The sequence below is a fragment of the Streptomyces sp. S4.7 genome, from assembly GCF_010384365.1.
In the GTDB taxonomy this organism is placed as follows: Bacteria; Actinomycetota; Actinomycetes; order Streptomycetales; family Streptomycetaceae; genus Streptomyces.
Genome location: NZ_CP048397.1, coordinates 7,796,390 through 7,812,445, shown reverse-complemented (window position 1 = coordinate 7,812,445; position 16,056 = coordinate 7,796,390). Strand labels below are relative to the sequence as shown.

Here is a 16,056-nt window from a genome sequence, read left to right as displayed (position 1 = left end):
GCCCGTGCCCGACGCGCGTGTGGTCCCCGGCGAGCCGAGCGGCTCGCCGGGGACCACGTCGCGGGGTGTCCGCGCTACTCCGGCTGTTCGTCCTCGTGCAGCTGTTGAACCTGACTGCCCGTCAGCGCATGGTCGTAGACGCGTACCTGGTCGATCGATCCGTTCCAGAAGTCGCCCTTGGCGCCGTCGTACTTCGCGCGGCCGAGCGACAGCGGTCCGGTGCTCACATCGACCGGTCCCGCGGCGACGGTCGAGACCGGTGCGCCGTCGACGTACAGCGTGATGTCGTCCGAGGCCGAGTCTCGGACGCCGACGAGGTGGTACCAGCGGTCCGTCTCGGGGCGGATCTCCAGGCGCGCGCGGTTGCCGCCGGGGGTGCTGAACGCGAACGCGCCCTGGCCGTACTGGAGATAGAACGGATTCTCCGTGCGCCGTCCGTCCTGGCTCACCGCCGTGGCGTAGTTGCCCGGCAGTTCGTCGAGCGTGACCCACGCCGACACCGAGTAGCTCCTGGTCGTGTCGACCACCGGTCCTTCGGTCTGCGCGTACTGGCCGTCGCCGTCGAAGGCGAGCGCCGTGCCGCTGACACCCGGTGTCCAGGTTGAGCCGCCGACGAGGCTCAGTGAGCTGCCGTTGGGGCCCTCGTCCCGGGCGGTGGTGCCCTTGCCCTCGTCCAGCGGCCAGTGTCCGCCGCCGCTCAGCTCGTCCCGTTCGCCGGCTTCGGCGCCTGCCTCGATGACCTTCTCGTTGATGGCGCGCACCGGCGCCGGATCGACCTTTATCTCCCGGCGGTCGTATGTGTAGAAGCCGTTGAGTTCGTTCTCCAGGTCACTGACCTGTGTGTACACGGAGCCGGAGAGTTCGGCGCCCGCCGCTTCGAGGTAGAAGTCCGTGGTGTTCTGCACGTACTTCGCGGTGAGCGCGTCCTTGTCGGCCACTCCGCTGTAGATCGCGGCGGGCGGGCCCGGCCACATGTGCCCGGGGGTGCGGAGGGTGAAGCCGCCGTGCTCCCCGTCCATCGCGGCGCGGTGGTCGGGGAAGGGGGCGTCGTTGTTGACGTAGTCGTGGTGGTCGATGATCTCGCCCTTGCCCGAATCCCCCTTGGAGGAGCAGCAGTTGACACCGCTGTGGGCGTTGACGATGCGAGAGGGGTCGGTCTCCTTCACCGACTCGGCGATCCGGCCGGTCTCCTCGCGGTTCCACTCGCCCCAGCCCTCGTTGAAGACGATCCAGCCGATGATGGAGGGCGAGTTGTGCAGCTGCCGCATCATCTGCTTGCCCTCGTCGACGAAGGTCCGCTGTCCGGCCTCGTTGGTGATGTCGCTGGAGACGAAGTCCTGCCAGACGAGGAGACCGAGCTTGTCGGCGTGGTGGTAGAAGCGGGCCGACTCGACCTTGATGTGCTTGCGTACGGCGTTGAAGCCGAGCTTCTTCTGGGCCTTGAGGTCGAAGGCGAGCGCCGCGTCGCTGGGCTGGGTGTAGAGGCCGTCGGGCCAGAACCCCTGGTCCAGCATGGCGAGGGAGAAGACCGGCTTTCCGTTCAGTACGAGCTTCTGGTAGCCGCCGACCTTCTCGATTCCGACGGACCGCATACCGAAGTAGCTGTCGACGCTGTCGGTGGAGCGGCCGTCGGTGAGGGTGACGTCCAGGTCGTAGAGGTACGGGTCGTCCGGGGTCCAGAGCCGCTGGTTCCTGACCGGCAGGCGCAGTTCGGTGCCGGGACGGCCGCTGACCGCCGAGACGATCCGGCCCTTGGCGTCGCGGGCGACCGCCCTGACCTTGGCGTCGGGTGAGGCCTCGGCGGAGTTGACGGTGACGGCCAGGGTGCCGGAGTCGATGTCGGGTGTGGTGACGAGTTCGTCGACGGCCGCCGTCGCGACGGGCTCCATCCACACCGTCTGCCAGATGCCCGACGACTGGGTGTAGACGATGCCGCCGGGGTCGGTGGACTGCTTGCCCATCGGCTGGTTGGGACCGTTGGTGTCGGTGACGGCGACGACGATCTCCTGCGGGCCCATGCCGCCGTCCTTGAGCGCGTCGGTGATGTCGGCGCTGAACGCCGTGTAGCCGCCGGTGTGTTCGGTGACCTGGGTGCCGTTGACCCAGACGCGGGTCGCGTAGTCGACGGCGTCGAAGTTGAGCTTCAGCCGCTTGCCGCTGCCGACCTTCCAGCCCTGGGGCACGGTGACGAGCTTGCGGTAGAACATGTGGTCCTCGTGGCGTTCGAGGCCGGAGAGCTGCGACTCGACCGGGAACGGCACGATGATCTTCTCGTCGAGGTCCTTGCCGAAGACGGGCCTTTCGTCCTTCTCGGCGCCCGCGAACTGCCAAGGTCCGTTCAGGTTCTTCCAGTTGTCGCGCACCTGCTGCGGGCGGGGGTACTCGGGCAGCGGGTTGTCCGGGTCGATCTTGTCACCCCACTCGGTGGTGAGCCGGTGCGTGGAGTCGTTGGCCGCTGTGCGCATGATCTCCGGCACCGTCTCGCCGCCGGCCTGGAGGCCGGCCTTGCCGTCGTAACGGAAGCCGACCCGCTGGTCCTTCTGGACCGGCGCCTTCAGCGTGACGGTCAGGGAGTAGGGGTCGCCGGGTGTGCGGGCGACGGAGGAGACCGGCATCTGCGTGGTGTCGACCTCGATCTTCAGATGGTCCCCCAGCTCCGCGATCGTGCCACCGACCTTGTCCTCGAAGGTCGCGCGGAGCCGGCGGCCGTCCTCGCCGACCGTCAGCGAGACCGGGTAGATCTCGAACTCGGCGGGCGGGGTGAACGCGGACTCGGGGACGATCTGCTTCTGGGTCCCGGCGCCCGACCAGCGCAGGAACATGTTCGCGCCGCCGATGTCCTGGAACATCTCGACCCGGACGTCCTGCGGCTGACCGGCGGTCAGCGCGACCGGTTCGCTGGTCTGCTCCTTGTCCCAGTCCGGCTCCCAGTGGTCGATGACCACCTTGTCGCCGATCCACACCCGGAAGCCGTTGTCGCCGGTCGCGTAGAAGGTGTAGTCGCCGCTCGCGGGGGCCTCGATCCGGCCGGTCCAGCGGGCGGTGGTGTGTTCGGTGCGGCCGGTCATGGACTCGAACGTCGAGGCCAGGCCCGGGAATTCGATCTGGGGGTCGAGGGCCACTCCCCCGAGGTCGGCGAAGTCGCGCGCACCCGGCGCGGACATGCTGAAGTACTCGCCCTTGAGACCGTGCACGTCGTCCGCGGCCGGGGCGGCGGCGGAGCGGACATCGGCGGAGGCGGTGTCGGCGGCCGTCGCGGCCGGAACGAAACCACTCGCCGGCAGCAGCAGGGCGACGGCGAGCAGCAGCGAGCGGAGCAGTGGTCGGGAACGGGTGGCGGGCTTTCGTCTCATGGTTGTCCTCGGTGTCCTCGCGCGGGCGGGGGCGGAACGAGCGGGAGCTGAAGGGTTCCGTCCCTGGCATTACAACGTTGGAAAGAGTGCGCAGCGGAATGACAGCACGCCCGATCGGCGGGTGTCCAGAGCTACGACACAAGGTGTTCGCGGGACGCGGGGCGGAAATGGCGTTGCCGCGGGCGCGGGTTCGGCTCTACCGTCGCCGTCATGAAGCGTGCCGCGATGACGACGACGCCGGAGAGTGTCCCGGCGCGCTGACTGCTGATCCAGTTCGAAGCCCCGGGGCGAGTGCCCCGGGGCTTCGTCACGTGGTCACTCGCTCCACGCAAGCGAGGAGACCCCCATGCACGACCACCGCAGACTCGGCCGCGAATTGGGCCTGTTCGACACCGATCCGCTGATCGGCGCCGGCCTGCCGTACTGGCTGCCCGACGGCGCGACCGTACGGCACGCCCTGGAGGAGTACATCCGTGGCGTCGAGCGGCGCGCCGGGTACCGGCACGTGTACTCACCGGTGCTGGCCAAACGGGAGCTGTACGAGATCTCGGGGCACTGGTCGCACTACAGCGACGACATGTTCCCGCCGATGGAGCTGGGCGGGGAGCGGTTCGTCCTGCGGCCGAGCCTGTGTCCGCACCATGCGCTGATCTTCCGGTCCCGCGCCCGCAGCTACCGTGAACTGCCGCTGCGGATGGCCGAGTTGGGTGCCATGTACCGCTCCGAGCTGTCCGGGGTGCTCGGCGGACTCACCCGCGTACGCGCCATTCAGCTCAACGACGCGCACATCTTCTGCACCGTGGACCGGGTGGCCGGGGAAGCGCGGGCGGCGCTGGAGCTGATCCGGCGGGCGTACGCCGCGCTCGGTATCCGTCCGGCCCGCTTCCGGCTGTCCCTGCCGGGGCCCGGCGGGAAGTACGTCGCCGATCCGGCCCTGTGGGAGCGGTCCGCCGCGCTGCTCACCGAGGTTCTCGACGAGGCGGGCGTCGCGTACGAGGCGGTGGAGGGCGAGGCGGCGTTCTACGGTCCGAAGATCGACGTACAGATCACCGACGGGGCCGGGCGCGAGTCGACCCTGTCGACCGTCCAGGTCGACTTCCACCAGCCCGAACAGTTCGATCTGCGCTACATCGGCGCCGACGGCGCCAGGCACCGGCCGGTGATGATCCACCGCAGTGTCATCGGCAGTGTGGAGCGGGCCGTGGCGCACCTCGTGGAGCGGCACGGCGGAGCCTTTCCCGGCTGGCTCGCGCCCACCCAGCTCGTGTTCCTGCCCGTCTCCGACGCCGAACTCCCGCACGCGCGGGCGCTCGTGGAGCGATGCGCCGCGCGAGGCCTGCGAGCCGAGGTCTCGGGGACTGGGCACGGCACCCTGGGCGCCCGCGTCAGGGCCGCCAGGCTGGTGCCGTACCAGGCGGTGATCGGAGCGAGGGAGGCCGCCGGGGACTCGGTCGCGCTGCGCCTGCGGGACGGGCGGCGCCTCGACGCCCTGGCCGCCGTCGAACTCCTGGACCGGGTCGGGGCACTTGTCGGCGCGTACAGCACCGATCTCTGGGACGAGGGCGGGGCCGCGGGCGGGAAGGGGGACGGGCGGGAGGAGGCCGGGGGCGCGGCTGATTCCACGGGCCTGAAGTCGGACCGAGCGGGCACGCTTGCCCTGAAAGCGGTACAAGCGATGCACGTGAGGTGAACACGCATGAACGGCACGAGGATCACCGACGTGATGCCCGAACCGGGCGTGGTGCGAGGCGACAGTCCGGCGGGGATCCACGAGGCCCGCGACACCGCCAGGGCCTTCACCGGCAGCCTCACTCCGGCGCCGGGCTCCGGCGTGGTCGACACCATCGTCCTGGTGGTGTCCGAACTGGTCACCAACGCCCTGCGGCACGGCGGCGGCCGGTACACGCTCGAACTGTCCGCGGCGCCGGACTCGGTGACCGTGGCCGTGAGCGACCCGAACCCGGCGCCGCCGCGCGAGCGCGCCCCCGATCTGGACGGCGGTGGAGGCGGGTTCGGCTGGCACATGGTCCGCAGGCTGGCGGGCTGGCTGGCGATCGCGCCCGGTCCGGGGCCCGGTCCCGGCAAGACGATCTACGCGGTGCTGCCGCGGTAGCCGCCACCGGTGGCTACCCGGTGACACCGGTGGCTTCGGGTAGCCGAGTGCGGCCGTGTCGCGTGTCCGGCTCATGATCTTGGGTACCCGGCTCTCATGTTGAGACACCGACGTATCCGGATCCTGGTGGTTCTGCTCGTGAGTTGGGCCGCGACGGCCGGGGTGGAGCGGTTCGGCGGGGAACTGCCCTGGCCGTCGGCCGCCGGGCACGCACTGCTCTGGGCGGTGCTGGTCGCGTTCGTCTGGTGGTTCGCCGAGTGGACCCAGGTACGTCGGCGCTGACATTCGGATCCACATGCTTACTCCAGTCGACAACCATTAGTTTCCGTATTATGATCGCTCCTATGGAGAGCACTGAGCCCGGCACGTCCGAGGGCCCGCTCCCGACAGCGGCTCCGCTGCTGGGGGAGCCACTGCCGGTCGAGTTCATGAACACGGTCTGGGCCGACCGGGACGGCGTGCACGACGAGCTGGCGCGTCCCGGAGGTCTCGCGGCCTGGCTGCGCGGCGTCGGGCCGCGCCTCCCGCAGGCCGACGGGCCGTCCCTCGCGCGGCTGCCGGAACCGTCGGCGGACGACCTCCGACGGTTCCGGCGGCTGCGTGACGCGCTGCGCCGTCTCGCCGCAGTCACGACCGGCGACACGGCGGACACGCGGGGCAGGGGTCCGGGGGGCTCGTCCGAAGTGGCGTCCGACGCCGACGCCGTGTTGGCGGCGGTCGACGCCGTCAACGAGTCCTGCGCGTACACACCCTCCTGGTCCATGCTGGAGTGGACGGGGGAGAACGGACCGACCCGTACTGCCGCCACCGAGGGCACCTCGTCCGGGTGGATCCTGTCGCAGCTCGCGGAGGAAGGCGTACGCCTGTTCGCCGGGCCCGGCAGGACCGAGCTGCGGGCCTGCCACGGCCCTCGCTGCGTGCTGTATTTCGTGCGCTCCCACCCACGCCGGGAATGGTGTTCCGCCGACTGCGGCAACCGTGCCCGCGTCGCCCGCCACTACCGGCGCCACCGTGACGCCGCCCAGTCGGCGCAGGCGTGAGCACACCCGGTCCGGCGGATCGATCGGCCGGACCGGCGTGGCACGCCCAGAGACTCGGGGCCAGAGCCAAGGAGACCGTCATGGCCGATGTCCATCACCGCTACGCGACAGTTCAGGGCCGGCAGCTGTTCTACCGGGAGGCGGGAGAAGCCGACGCTCCCGTACTCGTCCTGCTGCACGGCTTCCCCACCAGCTCCTTCATGTTCCGCCATCTCATCCCGGAGCTGGCGGACCGCTATCACGTCATCGCCCCCGACCATCTCGGCTTCGGTCTGTCCGACGCGCCGCCCGTCGGGCAGTTCGACTACACCTTCGACGCCCTCGCCGACCTCACCCGGCAGCTTCTCGCCGGGCTCGGGGTGTCCCGGTACGCCATCTACGTCCAGGACTACGGTGCCCCGATCGGCTGGCGCCTGGCGCTGCGGGACCCGGACGCGATCACGGCGATCGTCACGCAGAACGGCAACGGCTACGAGGCCGGCCTCGTGGAGAGTTTCTGGGAGCCCGCACGGGCGTACTGGCGCGAGCAGACCCCCGAGACGGTGGGCGCCATCCGGGAGGCCTTCAGCCTGGACATGATCAAGTGGCAGTATCTGCACGGCGTCGCGGATCCGAGCCTGGTCAGTCCCGACACCTGGCTCCACGACCACGCCCTGGTGTCCCGCCCCGGCAACGACCGCGTGCAGCTGAAGCTGTTGCTCGACTACGCGAGCAACCTGCCGCTCTATCCGACCCTGCACGCCTATCTGCGTGACCGCCGGCCTCCCCTGCTGGCCGTCTGGGGCGAGAACGACGAGATCTTCGCTCCGGACGGCGCCCGTGCGTTCGCCGACGACGTGCCCGACGCGCAGGTGCATCTCCTCGACGGAGGTCACTTCCTGCTCGAAAGCGCGCTGGACGAGGTCGCCGAGCTGATCCGCGGGTTCCTCGCGAAGGCGGACCTGCCCGTCGGATAGCCCTGCCGGGCAACCGACCGGCCGCACATCGAGGGCGTGGACTCGGACATCGCGCCCCGCCGCGACGATGTCCGAATCCCGCCAGCGGGAAAGGCCCACGGGCGGCACTGTCGACAGTGCACCGAGAGCGACCGGAGAGGCGGAGAGACGATGCGGACCATCGACACGGCGGGCAGGACCGGTGATCGCGTCGCCGCGCAGGACTGGGACGCGATCACCGGCGACCTGAACGCGTACGGCAACGCCCTCACCGGACAGCCGCTCCTCTCCCCCGCCGAGTGCCGTGCGATCAGCGTGCTGTACGACGACGGGGAACGGTTCCGGACGACCGTGGACATGGCCCGCCACCGGTTCGGGTCCGGACAGTACCGCTACTTCACCCATGAACTTCCCGATCTCGTGAGGGAGTTGCGGGCCGCGCTCTATCCGCGGCTGCTGCCCGTCGCCCGCGACTGGGCCGGGAAGCTCGGCAAGGCGGCGCCCTGGCCCGACACGCTGGACGAGTGGCTGACGATGTGTCACGAGGCGGGGCAGGCCAAGTCGGCGCAGATTCTGCTGCGTTACGGCGCCGGCGACTGGAACGCCCTGCACCGGGACGTGTTCGGCGACATGGTCTTCCCGCTCCAGGTCGTGGTCGGTCTGGACGTACCCGGAGAGGACTTCGGCGGCGGGGAGTTCATCATGACCGAGCAGCGTCCGCGCGCCCAGTCACGCGGCTCGTCGGCCACCATCGCCCAGGGCCACGGGCTGGTCTTCACCACCCGGGACCGGCCGGTGCGCTCCGCGCGCGGCTGGTCGAACGCGCCCATGCGGCACGGGGTCAGCACCGTGCGCACCGGTCGTCGTCACACGCTCGGGCTCGTCTTCCACGACGCCGCGTGAGCCCGCCCGGCCACCGACGACGGCCGCTCTCGCGGCGGCGTACGGGAAGAGCCGCGGCCGACACACTCTTCACTGCCGGGCCCGCCCGCCCGCCGAGTGGAGAATCCGGGGATGACCGATCCCTCCCCCGATGCCGACTACACCGGGCAGACGCGGTGCGGCGGGCCGACGCGCACGCCGTGGCGGGAGTTCCTGCGTACCGAGACGGGCAGCGCGGCCGTCCTGCTGGCCGCCGTGCTCGCCGCGCTCGCCTGGGCGAACGCCGACCTCGCGTCGTACGAGCGCTTCTGGCGGACCCATGTGGCGCTGTCGTTCGGATCGCGGAGCCTGTCCCTCGACCTGCGGGACTGGGTCAACAGCGGTCTGATGGCGGTGTTCTTCTTCGTCGTCGGTCTTGAGGCGCGCCGCGAGCGGGACATGGGCGAGCTGCGTGACGGACGGCGTATCGCGCTGCCCGTGTTCGTCGGGGTCAGCGGCATGCTCGTGCCCGTCGCGATCTATCTCCTGGTCAACGCCGGGAACGGCACCGCCTACGGCTGGGGCGCCGCGATGTCAACGGACACCGCCTTCGCCCTCGGCATGCTCGCGCTGTTGGGCAGACGTCTGCCCACCGGTCTGCGGACGTTCATCCTGGCCGTGACCGTCGTCGACGACTTCGTGGCTCTCGCCGTCATCACCTTCGCCTACAGCGAGAGCGTCGCGCCCCTCGCACTGCTGGTCTTTCTCGGCGCCCTCGGGGTGATCATGATCCTGCGCCACGAGGGGGTACGCCGGGGCGTCTGTTACGCGCCGCCGGCCGTCGCCGCATGGGTGGCGCTGCTGGAGTCCGGTGTCGATCCCGTCGTCATCGGGCTGGTGATGGGCCTTTTCACCTCCGCGTACCCCGCCGACCGGGGTGATCTGGAACGCGCCTCCGGCCTGTTCCGCCGGTTCAGGGAACAGCCGACGCCGGAGCTCGAACGCTCCGCGCGGCTCGGGCTGGCGTCGGCCATCTCGCCCAACGACCGGCTGCTGCGGATGTACCACCCGTGGTCCAGCTATGCGATCGTGCCGGTGTTCGCGCTGGCCAACGCCGGGATCAGGATCACCCCCGACGAGTTGTCGCAGGCCTTCACCTCACCCGTCACGCTGGGCATCGTGTGCGCCTTCGTCGTGGGCAAGCCGGTCGCGGTGCTCACCGCCTCATGGCTGACCTCCCGCTTCAGCCACGGCCGGCTGCGTCCCCCGGTCGGCTGGGGCGCCGTCACCGCCGGCGGGACGATCGCGGGCGCCGGGTTCACCGTGTCGCTGCTGATCGCCACCCTCGCCTTCGACGGCGATCATCTGGAGGAGGCGAAGGTCGGCACGCTGACGGCGCTGCTCTGCGCGTTCGCGGTGACCTGGGCCGTCAGCGCGGTGATCGGGCTGCTGCCGAGACGGCGCCGGAACCGGGCCCTGCTGGGCACCGCCGAATCGATCGTCGACCTGGCGGTCCCCGTCGATTCCGGAAGCGACAAGATCCGTGGCCCGCTGGAGGCGCCGGTGACGGTCGTGGAGTACGGCGACTTCGACTGCCCGTACTGCGGAAAGGCCGAACCGGTCATCCGGGAGCTGCTGGCCGATTTCGGAGACGTCCGCTACGTCTGGCGGCACATGCCGCTGACCGATGTGCACCCGGGGGCGATGCTCGGCGCCGAGGCGTCGGAGGCCGCGTACGACCAGGGCGCGTTCTGGGAGATGCACGATCTCCTGCTCGCGCACGAGGGCACGCTGCGGTTCGCGGACGCGCTGCGCCTCGCCGCCGACCTGGGCCTGGACACGGAGCGCTTCGAGCGGCACCTGCGCCGTCACAAGGGCGCGGCGCGGGTCGCCGACGACGTGGACTCCGCCGATCTGAGCGGGGTGTCGGGGACGCCGACCTTCTTCGTCAACGGGCGGCGTCACCACGGGGCGTACGACATCGGCAGTCTCTCGGCGGCGGTGCGCACGGCCCGGCAGCGGGCCGCGCTCACCGAGCCGGACTCGTGACTTCCGGCCGGTCCACCATTACTGACGTACCGTCACTTCGGACGGTCCGGCGCCCTCGACGAGGGTTCCCAGGTGCTCAACGGGTCGCCGTCCACAGCCAGTTCGGCCGCCGCCCGTTCGAGGGCCGGCCGGTGGCCGAAGAGACCGGGCAGACCGCCCGAGTGCAGGAAGACGGTGCGCCGGCCCGGTGTGATGTCGCCGGCCTCGACCGCCGCCGTCAGTCCGGCCATCGCGCGGCCGGTGTAGACGGGGTCGAGCACCATGCCCTCGGTGCGGGCCGCCAGCGTGAGCGCGGTCATCACGGGTTCCGTGAGCGCGGAGTAGCCGGATCCGACCTGATCGAGGCGGATCCGCAGGGACTCCGGCGGGCAGTGCGTCCCGGAGAGACCGGAGACGAGGTGCGACACGACACGGCCGGGGTCGGCGACGGCCCCGACATCGACTCCCAGCACCCGCTCGGGTCCCAGTGCCGCCACCAGCCCGGCCATGGTGCCCCCGGAGCCGAGGGCGACCACCACGGTCGCCAGGTCGGCTGCCTGGGTGAGGAGTTCCTGGCCGCATTCGGCGTAGCCCCGGGCACCGTGCACGCTGGATCCGCCGAAGGGGATCAGCGCCGGCACGGCGCCCCGGTCCCGCAGTGTGCCCGCCACGTGCCGGGCGATCGAGGCGAGTTCCTCCTTGCCGACATCACCGGCCCACACGACCCGGGCGCCGAACAGACCGTCGAGCGTGAGATTGCCCGACTCGGACGAACCGGGTCCGCCGGCCAGTACGAGAACGACGTCCAGCCCCAGCCGGGCGCCCGACGCCGCGGTGAGACGCGCGTGGTTGCTCTGCGGCGCCCCGGTCGTCACCAGCACGGTGGCGCCGTCGGCCAGCGCCGCCCCACAGGTCCATTCCAGCTTGCGCACCTTGTTGCCGCCGCCGCCGAGACCGACGAGGTCGTCGCGTTTGACCCACAGGTCGTCGGCGCCGAGGCCGAGGGCGCGGGCCAGCCGCGGCATCGGTTCGAGCGGGGTCGGCCAGCTGCCGAGGAGAGTGCGGGACGGCTGCCCGTCACCCGTAGAGATGGTCACCATGGCTCTACTCTGCCTGCCGGCTCTCCCGCTCGCCGCGCACGACGTGCCGTCTGCCCCTCCAGGTGAGGGTCCAGGTGGCCGCCGCTCCGGTCTACTCGGCGTCCTGATCCGTCGCCGTACGCCCGACCAGCCGTTCGTAGCGCTGACGGGCGGCCTGCGGGGTGCCGAGACCGAGGCCGAAGGCGACCTCCTGCCAGGTCATGCCCCGGCCGCGCGCCATCTGGAGGAGTCCCGCCTCCAGTTCGTCCATGTCCCCGCGGGCGCGCGGCACGAGGCTCAGTGCGGCGGTGATGTCGGCGTGGTCCACCTCCGGCTCACCCTCTTCCGGCTTCGCCGCCCCGCTGAGCAGGAACGACACGAGCCTGACGGCTTCGTGCGGCGCGATGACGGACGGATGGGTCTGCCGGCTGCGCTGGGCATCCGTGGCCGCGTGCCGCTCGGCGATACGGAACAGGGACGCGTGCACGCGGTGCGCACGTGCCTGGTCCGGGTGAGGCGCGGTGAAGGGGTCGAAGGGGGGCTGGCCGGAAGTCGATGGCATGCACGCCAGCATGGTGGGCACACATGTCGATGTCAATAGATCATGTTGAACAGTTTGTTCATCCCCTCATGTTCGTCCGACCTCCTCATGGGCGGTAGACCTCGCCGGGCTTCGGGACCGCCGGCGCGAACAGCTGCGGAACAGTGACGAACGTGTAGCCGCGCTCCTTCAGGCGCTCGATGATCCCGGGCACGGCGGGGACCGTCCCGTCGTAGATGTCGTGGAGCAGGATGATCCCGTCGGCGGACGCGTCGTCGACGATGCGCTTCTCGATGAGGTCGGAATCGGTCGTGGAGGGCGATGCACTTGACCTCGGCGCAGTCGACGGAGCCGTAGGACCCCTCGCCGCCGCCTCCCGCGTCCGCCCTTACCGAGGCGGGCGAGAGGGTCTGCGTGCCGCAGCCAGTGAGGGTCAGGGCGAGGGCCGCGACGGCGGCGAGTGCGGCGGTGGCCGTACGGCGCACTCGTGCGATCGGGGCGTTTTCGGGCATGGCGGAGCGGGGTGTGGCGATTGGGGGCATGACGGTGCTCTCCCTGTGCTCTCGCGGCGCGTCTCGGCGCCCGGCGTGGAACCGCTCGGCACCCGGCGGCCACCGGCCCCCGGGTGGGCGGGCACGGCGGGGCCCGCCCCGGGGCCTCGCGGTGGTGTGTGCGAGCGGGGTCGCGCGGAAGGTGGGGTGGCGCTGGCGCGCGGAGGTGGCCCCCGGAGGGGCGGGTACTTACATCCGGTACCCGTCACCGTGAGCGGGCGCGGGGTCGGCCGGACGGAGCCGGGCAGGGCAGAACATGCCGGGCCAGGCGGGTTCCCATGACATGCCAGTCGCTATACACACACTGTATACGCCGAGCGTGTAGAGGTTCGGGAGGCGTCCCGGAAGGGGAGGCAACACGGTGAACCCGCTCAATTCGCCCGCTGGAGCGCCCCGCTACGGGAACACGCTCCGGGACGGGCAAGGCGCCCGCCTCAGGAGGCCACGGAAACGATGGACATCAACCTCACGGTCGCCCTGGCCGTCGCCGCCGTCGCGGTGGTGGCGATGCTCGCCACGACGATCGTTCTGTTCGTCAAGGTCTTCCGGACCCGTGCGCTGCTGCGCGAGGCCGGGGTGCCGCTGAGCAACCGCGCCGCGTACTGGGGCGCGCTCGTCTATGTGGTGAGCCCCGTGGACCTGCTGCCCGACCCCGTCTACCTCGACGACATCGGTGTCCTGCTGCTCGCCCTGCGTTCCCTGCACGCGGCTTCGTCCGGTGCGGCGGCCCGGGGCCGTGAACGCAAAGGATCGCGGACGAGTGGCACTCGTCCGCGATCCCTCGATGCCCCGTGAAGAACCCGTGGGTTCCCGGTCGGTCAGCTGATCCGGTGGACCAGCTGGGTGTTCAGCTCGTAGCGCGCGCCGACGATCTGCAACTCACCCGCGGCGACCTTGGCGGCGAGGTCCACCTCTCCCGCCAGCCGTGAACGGACCAGGTTGACCTGGGCGCCGACCGTGGCGTCGACCCGTGCGTCACCCTGCTGCGAGTGGTCGATCGCGGGCTCGATCTGGTCGGCTATGTACTGGATGTGGGCGGGCAGCGACTCGCCCGTCTCCTCCGCGTGCACGGCGGCGGCGACGGCCCCGCACGACTGGTGCCCGAGCACCAGCACCAGCGGGATGCCGAGTTCCAGCACGCCGTAGGCGATGCTGCCGAGCACGGCCTCGTCCAGGACCTCACCGGCGGAGCGGACGGTCATCAGGTCGCCGAGCCCCTGATCGAAGACCAGCTCCGGCGGTACGCGTGAGTCGATGCAGCCGAGTATCAGGGCGAAGGGGGCCTGGCCGGACACCAGCGCCTGTCGCACGGACTGCGACTCGTGCGGGTGCTGCTGATGGAAGGTGCGCCACCGGCGGTTACCGGCGGAGAGTTCCGCCAGCGCGGCCGCGGGGGTGCTGGGACGTGTCGTGGGCTTCCGGGTGGCGGCACCCACCGGCGTGGCGCCGGCGATGAGTCCGCTTCCGGCAGCCGTGGCGACCGCCGCGGTGGCGACGGAGGCGCGAAGCAGTGCGCGGCGGCTGATCGCCGCCGGCATCTGAGCATGCGTGGTCATTTTTACGCACGGACGTTAACTCCCGTAACATTAAAGGACTTTCATGCATGCGAAGTCTTAGCGACCCCTTGAATATCCCTTGGCCACAGATGAGCCGAGCGTGACCGTTGACGATCACTTCGCGACGTCCAGTAATGATCGTCGAGCAGTCCCGGGACTCGTGAGCGGGTGGCACACGACGGCCGAACTACGCCTGTGGCAACGGGAGTTCACGTCAAGTACATCCGCCGTCCAACCGACCTCCGCACGGGCGGCGATCAGCGGAAGACGCCGCTGTAGGCGTTGAGGGCGGGCTGGCCGCCGAGGTGCGCGTACAGCACGTTCGAGGTCGCGGGGATGTCCCCGCCGCGTACGAGATCGATCAGCCCGGCCATCGACTTGCCCTCGTACACCGGGTCGATGATCATGCCCTCCAGCCGGCCCGTGAGCCGGATGGCGTCGAGCGTGGACTCCACCGGGACACCGTACAGATCCCCGGCCCAGCCATCCAGTACCGTGATCTCGTCCTCCCTCAGCTCCCTTCCCAGCCCGACGAGTTCGGCGGTGGCGCGGGCGATCTTCCCGACCCGCGCGCGGGTCTCGCCGATCTTGGCGGAGGCGTCGATGCCCAGGACCCTGCGGGGGCGGTCCTGTCCGGCGAAGCCCGCGATCATGCCCGCATGCGTACTGCCGGTGACGCTGCACACCACGATCGTGTCGAAGAAGACACCCAGCTCCTGCTCCTGACGCGCCACTTCCCGGGCCCAGTTGGCGAAGCCGAGTCCGCCGAGCGGATGGTCGGAGGCGCCGGCCGGGATCGCGTACGGAGTACCGCCCCCGGCCTCGACATCCGCCAGGGCCTGGTGCCAGCTGTCCTTCGCGCCGATGCCGAACCCGGCCTCGACCAGGCGTATTTCGGCGCCCATGACCCGGGACAGCAGGATGTTGCCGACCTTGTCGTTGACCGCGTCCGGCCAGTCGACCCAGCTCTCCTGGACCAGGACCGCCTTCAGCCCGAGCGAGGCGGCGACGGCCGCGACCTGTCGCGTGTGGTTGGACTGGACACCGCCGATGGTGACAAGGGTGTCGGCTCCCCGCGCGAGGGCGTCGGGGACCAGATACTCCAGCTTGCGGGTCTTGTTCCCGCCGTACGCGAGACCGCTGTTGCAGTCCTCGCGCTTGGCCCAGATACGGGCCCCGCCGAGATGGCCGGAGAGACGGTCCAGCGGATGGACGGGGCTCGGGCCGAAGAGAAGGGGATGGCGCGGGAAACGGTCGAGGGACATCTCGGGCTCCTTGGGGCTCGGGGTCAGTCGTCGCTGTCTTCGGCGGCCAGCGCGTCGAGAAGCGGCGCGAGTGTCTGCCAGTTGGCACGCGTGGCGGCCGCGGCCCCCTCCAGGTCACCCGCCGCGCACAGCTCGATGATCCGGTGGTGCTGGGCGACCGAACCCCGGCCGCTCAGCGAGGAGAAGCGCAGCCGCTCCACACGGCGCAGCACCGGTGTGCACTGTTCGAGCACGGCGCGCAGCGCCTGGTTCGCGGCGGCGGTGACCACGACGCCGTGGAACGCGTCGTCGGCGGCCAGTGCCGCGTCCACGTCGTTCCTGGCCAGGGCCTCGGCGAAGCGGGCGTTGGCGGCGCGCATGGCGTCGAGTTCGGCCGTGGAGAGGTTGGGCAGGGCCTCGCGGACGGCCAGTTCGTGCATGGCGGCGGTGACGGACTGCGCGCCCCGGGCCGCCCTGAGGTCGAGGGGGCTGACGATGGTGTAGCGGCCGGGCTTGGTCCGTACGAGACCGGTCTGCTCCAGACGCCCCAGCGCCTCCCGGATGGGGGTGCGGCTGATGCCCAGCCACTCCACGAGATCGCTGTCGTTGAGCCGCTCCCCCGGCGTGAGCGTGCCGTCAACGATCGCGTCCCTGAGCGCCTGGTAGGCGTTCTCCCGCAGGAGCGATCTGGAGACGAGCCCTCGGCCCTGGGGTACCGGCATGCAATATATTGCACATCGCCGAGAGGGATGCGT

Annotated in this window: 13 protein-coding genes and 2 pseudogenes; 8 read left to right on the top strand and 7 right to left on the bottom strand. The window is 70.7% G+C overall.

Going from position 1 to position 16,056, the window contains the following annotated elements:
• Window positions 1-74 precede the first annotated feature (74 nt).
• On the bottom strand, window positions 75-3,353 hold the full coding sequence (locus tag SSPS47_RS34055) for a LamG-like jellyroll fold domain-containing protein (RefSeq protein ID WP_164254241.1): 3,279 nt from the start codon (window positions 3,351-3,353) through the stop codon (window positions 75-77).
• Window positions 3,354-3,687: 334 nt separating this feature from the next.
• Here SSPS47_RS34055 and thrS point away from each other — a divergent pair.
• The 7 genes and pseudogenes from thrS to nhaA form a co-directional block, all read left to right on the top strand.
• Window positions 3,688-5,043: pseudogene (gene thrS, locus SSPS47_RS34050) on the top strand (threonine--tRNA ligase); the annotation flags it as partial.
• Window positions 5,044-5,049: 6 nt separating this feature from the next.
• On the top strand, window positions 5,050-5,466 hold the full coding sequence (locus SSPS47_RS34045; RefSeq protein WP_164254239.1) for an ATP-binding protein: 417 nt from the start codon (window positions 5,050-5,052) through the stop codon (window positions 5,464-5,466).
• A gap of 96 nt (window positions 5,467-5,562) precedes the next feature.
• A complete protein-coding gene (locus tag SSPS47_RS34040) occupies window positions 5,563-5,748 on the top strand; it encodes a hypothetical protein (protein WP_147877230.1) in 186 nt (61 codons plus the stop codon).
• A 62-nt stretch (window positions 5,749-5,810) separates the two neighbouring features.
• The gene (locus SSPS47_RS34035) at window positions 5,811-6,506 is read left to right on the top strand and encodes a CGNR zinc finger domain-containing protein (RefSeq protein WP_164254238.1); all 696 of its coding nucleotides are present in this window, start codon (window positions 5,811-5,813) and stop codon (window positions 6,504-6,506) included.
• Between the two features lie 80 nt (window positions 6,507-6,586).
• Window positions 6,587-7,462: an alpha/beta hydrolase gene (locus tag SSPS47_RS34030; protein WP_164254237.1), complete on the top strand. Its 876-nt coding sequence runs from the start codon at window positions 6,587-6,589 to the stop codon at window positions 7,460-7,462.
• A 150-nt stretch (window positions 7,463-7,612) separates the two neighbouring features.
• Window positions 7,613-8,344: a 2OG-Fe(II) oxygenase gene (locus SSPS47_RS34025; RefSeq protein WP_164254236.1), complete on the top strand. Its 732-nt coding sequence runs from the start codon at window positions 7,613-7,615 to the stop codon at window positions 8,342-8,344.
• A 111-nt stretch (window positions 8,345-8,455) separates the two neighbouring features.
• Window positions 8,456-10,351, top strand: coding sequence for a Na+/H+ antiporter NhaA (gene nhaA, locus SSPS47_RS34020; protein ID WP_164254235.1), 1,896 nt, complete (start codon window positions 8,456-8,458; stop codon window positions 10,349-10,351).
• A 32-nt stretch (window positions 10,352-10,383) separates the two neighbouring features.
• On the opposite strand, the gene SSPS47_RS34015 is transcribed toward nhaA, so the two are convergent.
• The 3 genes and pseudogenes from SSPS47_RS34015 to SSPS47_RS34005 all read right to left on the bottom strand — a co-directional run bounded on the left by SSPS47_RS34015 (window position 10,384) and on the right by SSPS47_RS34005 (window position 12,462).
• Complete coding sequence (locus SSPS47_RS34015; protein WP_164254234.1) at window positions 10,384-11,430, bottom strand: D-cysteine desulfhydrase family protein; 1,047 nt, start codon at window positions 11,428-11,430, stop codon at window positions 10,384-10,386.
• A gap of 91 nt (window positions 11,431-11,521) precedes the next feature.
• Window positions 11,522-11,971 carry a DNA-binding protein gene (locus SSPS47_RS34010; RefSeq protein WP_239065181.1) on the bottom strand — a complete coding sequence of 150 codons (450 nt, stop codon included), beginning with the start codon at window positions 11,969-11,971 and terminating at the stop codon, window positions 11,522-11,524.
• Between the two features lie 85 nt (window positions 11,972-12,056).
• Window positions 12,057-12,462: pseudogene (locus tag SSPS47_RS34005) on the bottom strand (hypothetical protein).
• 492 nt (window positions 12,463-12,954) lie between these two features.
• On the opposite strand from SSPS47_RS34005, the gene SSPS47_RS34000 reads away from it, so the two are divergent.
• Complete coding sequence (locus SSPS47_RS34000) at window positions 12,955-13,296, top strand: YkvA family protein (RefSeq protein ID WP_164254233.1); 342 nt, start codon at window positions 12,955-12,957, stop codon at window positions 13,294-13,296.
• Between the two features lie 23 nt (window positions 13,297-13,319).
• On the opposite strand, the gene SSPS47_RS33995 is transcribed toward SSPS47_RS34000, so the two are convergent.
• From SSPS47_RS33995 to SSPS47_RS33985, 3 genes are all read right to left on the bottom strand, one after another.
• Window positions 13,320-14,057 carry a carbonic anhydrase gene (locus SSPS47_RS33995; RefSeq protein ID WP_164254232.1) on the bottom strand — a complete coding sequence of 246 codons (738 nt, stop codon included), beginning with the start codon at window positions 14,055-14,057 and terminating at the stop codon, window positions 13,320-13,322.
• Between the two features lie 257 nt (window positions 14,058-14,314).
• Window positions 14,315-15,322 (bottom strand): 1-aminocyclopropane-1-carboxylate deaminase, encoded by a 1,008-nt coding sequence (locus SSPS47_RS33990; protein ID WP_164254231.1) that lies wholly within the window; start codon window positions 15,320-15,322, stop codon window positions 14,315-14,317.
• Between the two features lie 23 nt (window positions 15,323-15,345).
• Complete coding sequence (locus tag SSPS47_RS33985) at window positions 15,346-16,023, bottom strand: GntR family transcriptional regulator (protein ID WP_164254230.1); 678 nt, start codon at window positions 16,021-16,023, stop codon at window positions 15,346-15,348.
• Window positions 16,024-16,056 lie beyond the last annotated feature (33 nt).

Coding starts and splice junctions, on each gene's coding strand:
- SSPS47_RS34055 (WP_164254241.1), bottom strand. CDS start 3,353: ATGAGACGAAAGCCCGCCACCCGTTCCCGACCACTGCTCCGCTCGCTG.
- SSPS47_RS34045 (WP_164254239.1), top strand. CDS start 5,050: ATGAACGGCACGAGGATCACCGACGTGATGCCCGAACCGGGCGTGGTG.
- SSPS47_RS34040 (WP_147877230.1), top strand. CDS start 5,563: ATGTTGAGACACCGACGTATCCGGATCCTGGTGGTTCTGCTCGTGAGT.
- SSPS47_RS34035 (WP_164254238.1), top strand. CDS start 5,811: ATGGAGAGCACTGAGCCCGGCACGTCCGAGGGCCCGCTCCCGACAGCG.
- SSPS47_RS34030 (WP_164254237.1), top strand. CDS start 6,587: ATGGCCGATGTCCATCACCGCTACGCGACAGTTCAGGGCCGGCAGCTG.
- SSPS47_RS34025 (WP_164254236.1), top strand. CDS start 7,613: ATGCGGACCATCGACACGGCGGGCAGGACCGGTGATCGCGTCGCCGCG.
- nhaA (WP_164254235.1), top strand. CDS start 8,456: ATGACCGATCCCTCCCCCGATGCCGACTACACCGGGCAGACGCGGTGC.
- SSPS47_RS34015 (WP_164254234.1), bottom strand. CDS start 11,430: ATGGTGACCATCTCTACGGGTGACGGGCAGCCGTCCCGCACTCTCCTC.
- SSPS47_RS34010 (WP_239065181.1), bottom strand. CDS start 11,971: ATGCCATCGACTTCCGGCCAGCCCCCCTTCGACCCCTTCACCGCGCCT.
- SSPS47_RS34000 (WP_164254233.1), top strand. CDS start 12,955: ATGGACATCAACCTCACGGTCGCCCTGGCCGTCGCCGCCGTCGCGGTG.
- SSPS47_RS33995 (WP_164254232.1), bottom strand. CDS start 14,057: ATGACCACGCATGCTCAGATGCCGGCGGCGATCAGCCGCCGCGCACTG.
- SSPS47_RS33990 (WP_164254231.1), bottom strand. CDS start 15,322: ATGTCCCTCGACCGTTTCCCGCGCCATCCCCTTCTCTTCGGCCCGAGC.
- SSPS47_RS33985 (WP_164254230.1), bottom strand. CDS start 16,023: ATGCCGGTACCCCAGGGCCGAGGGCTCGTCTCCAGATCGCTCCTGCGG.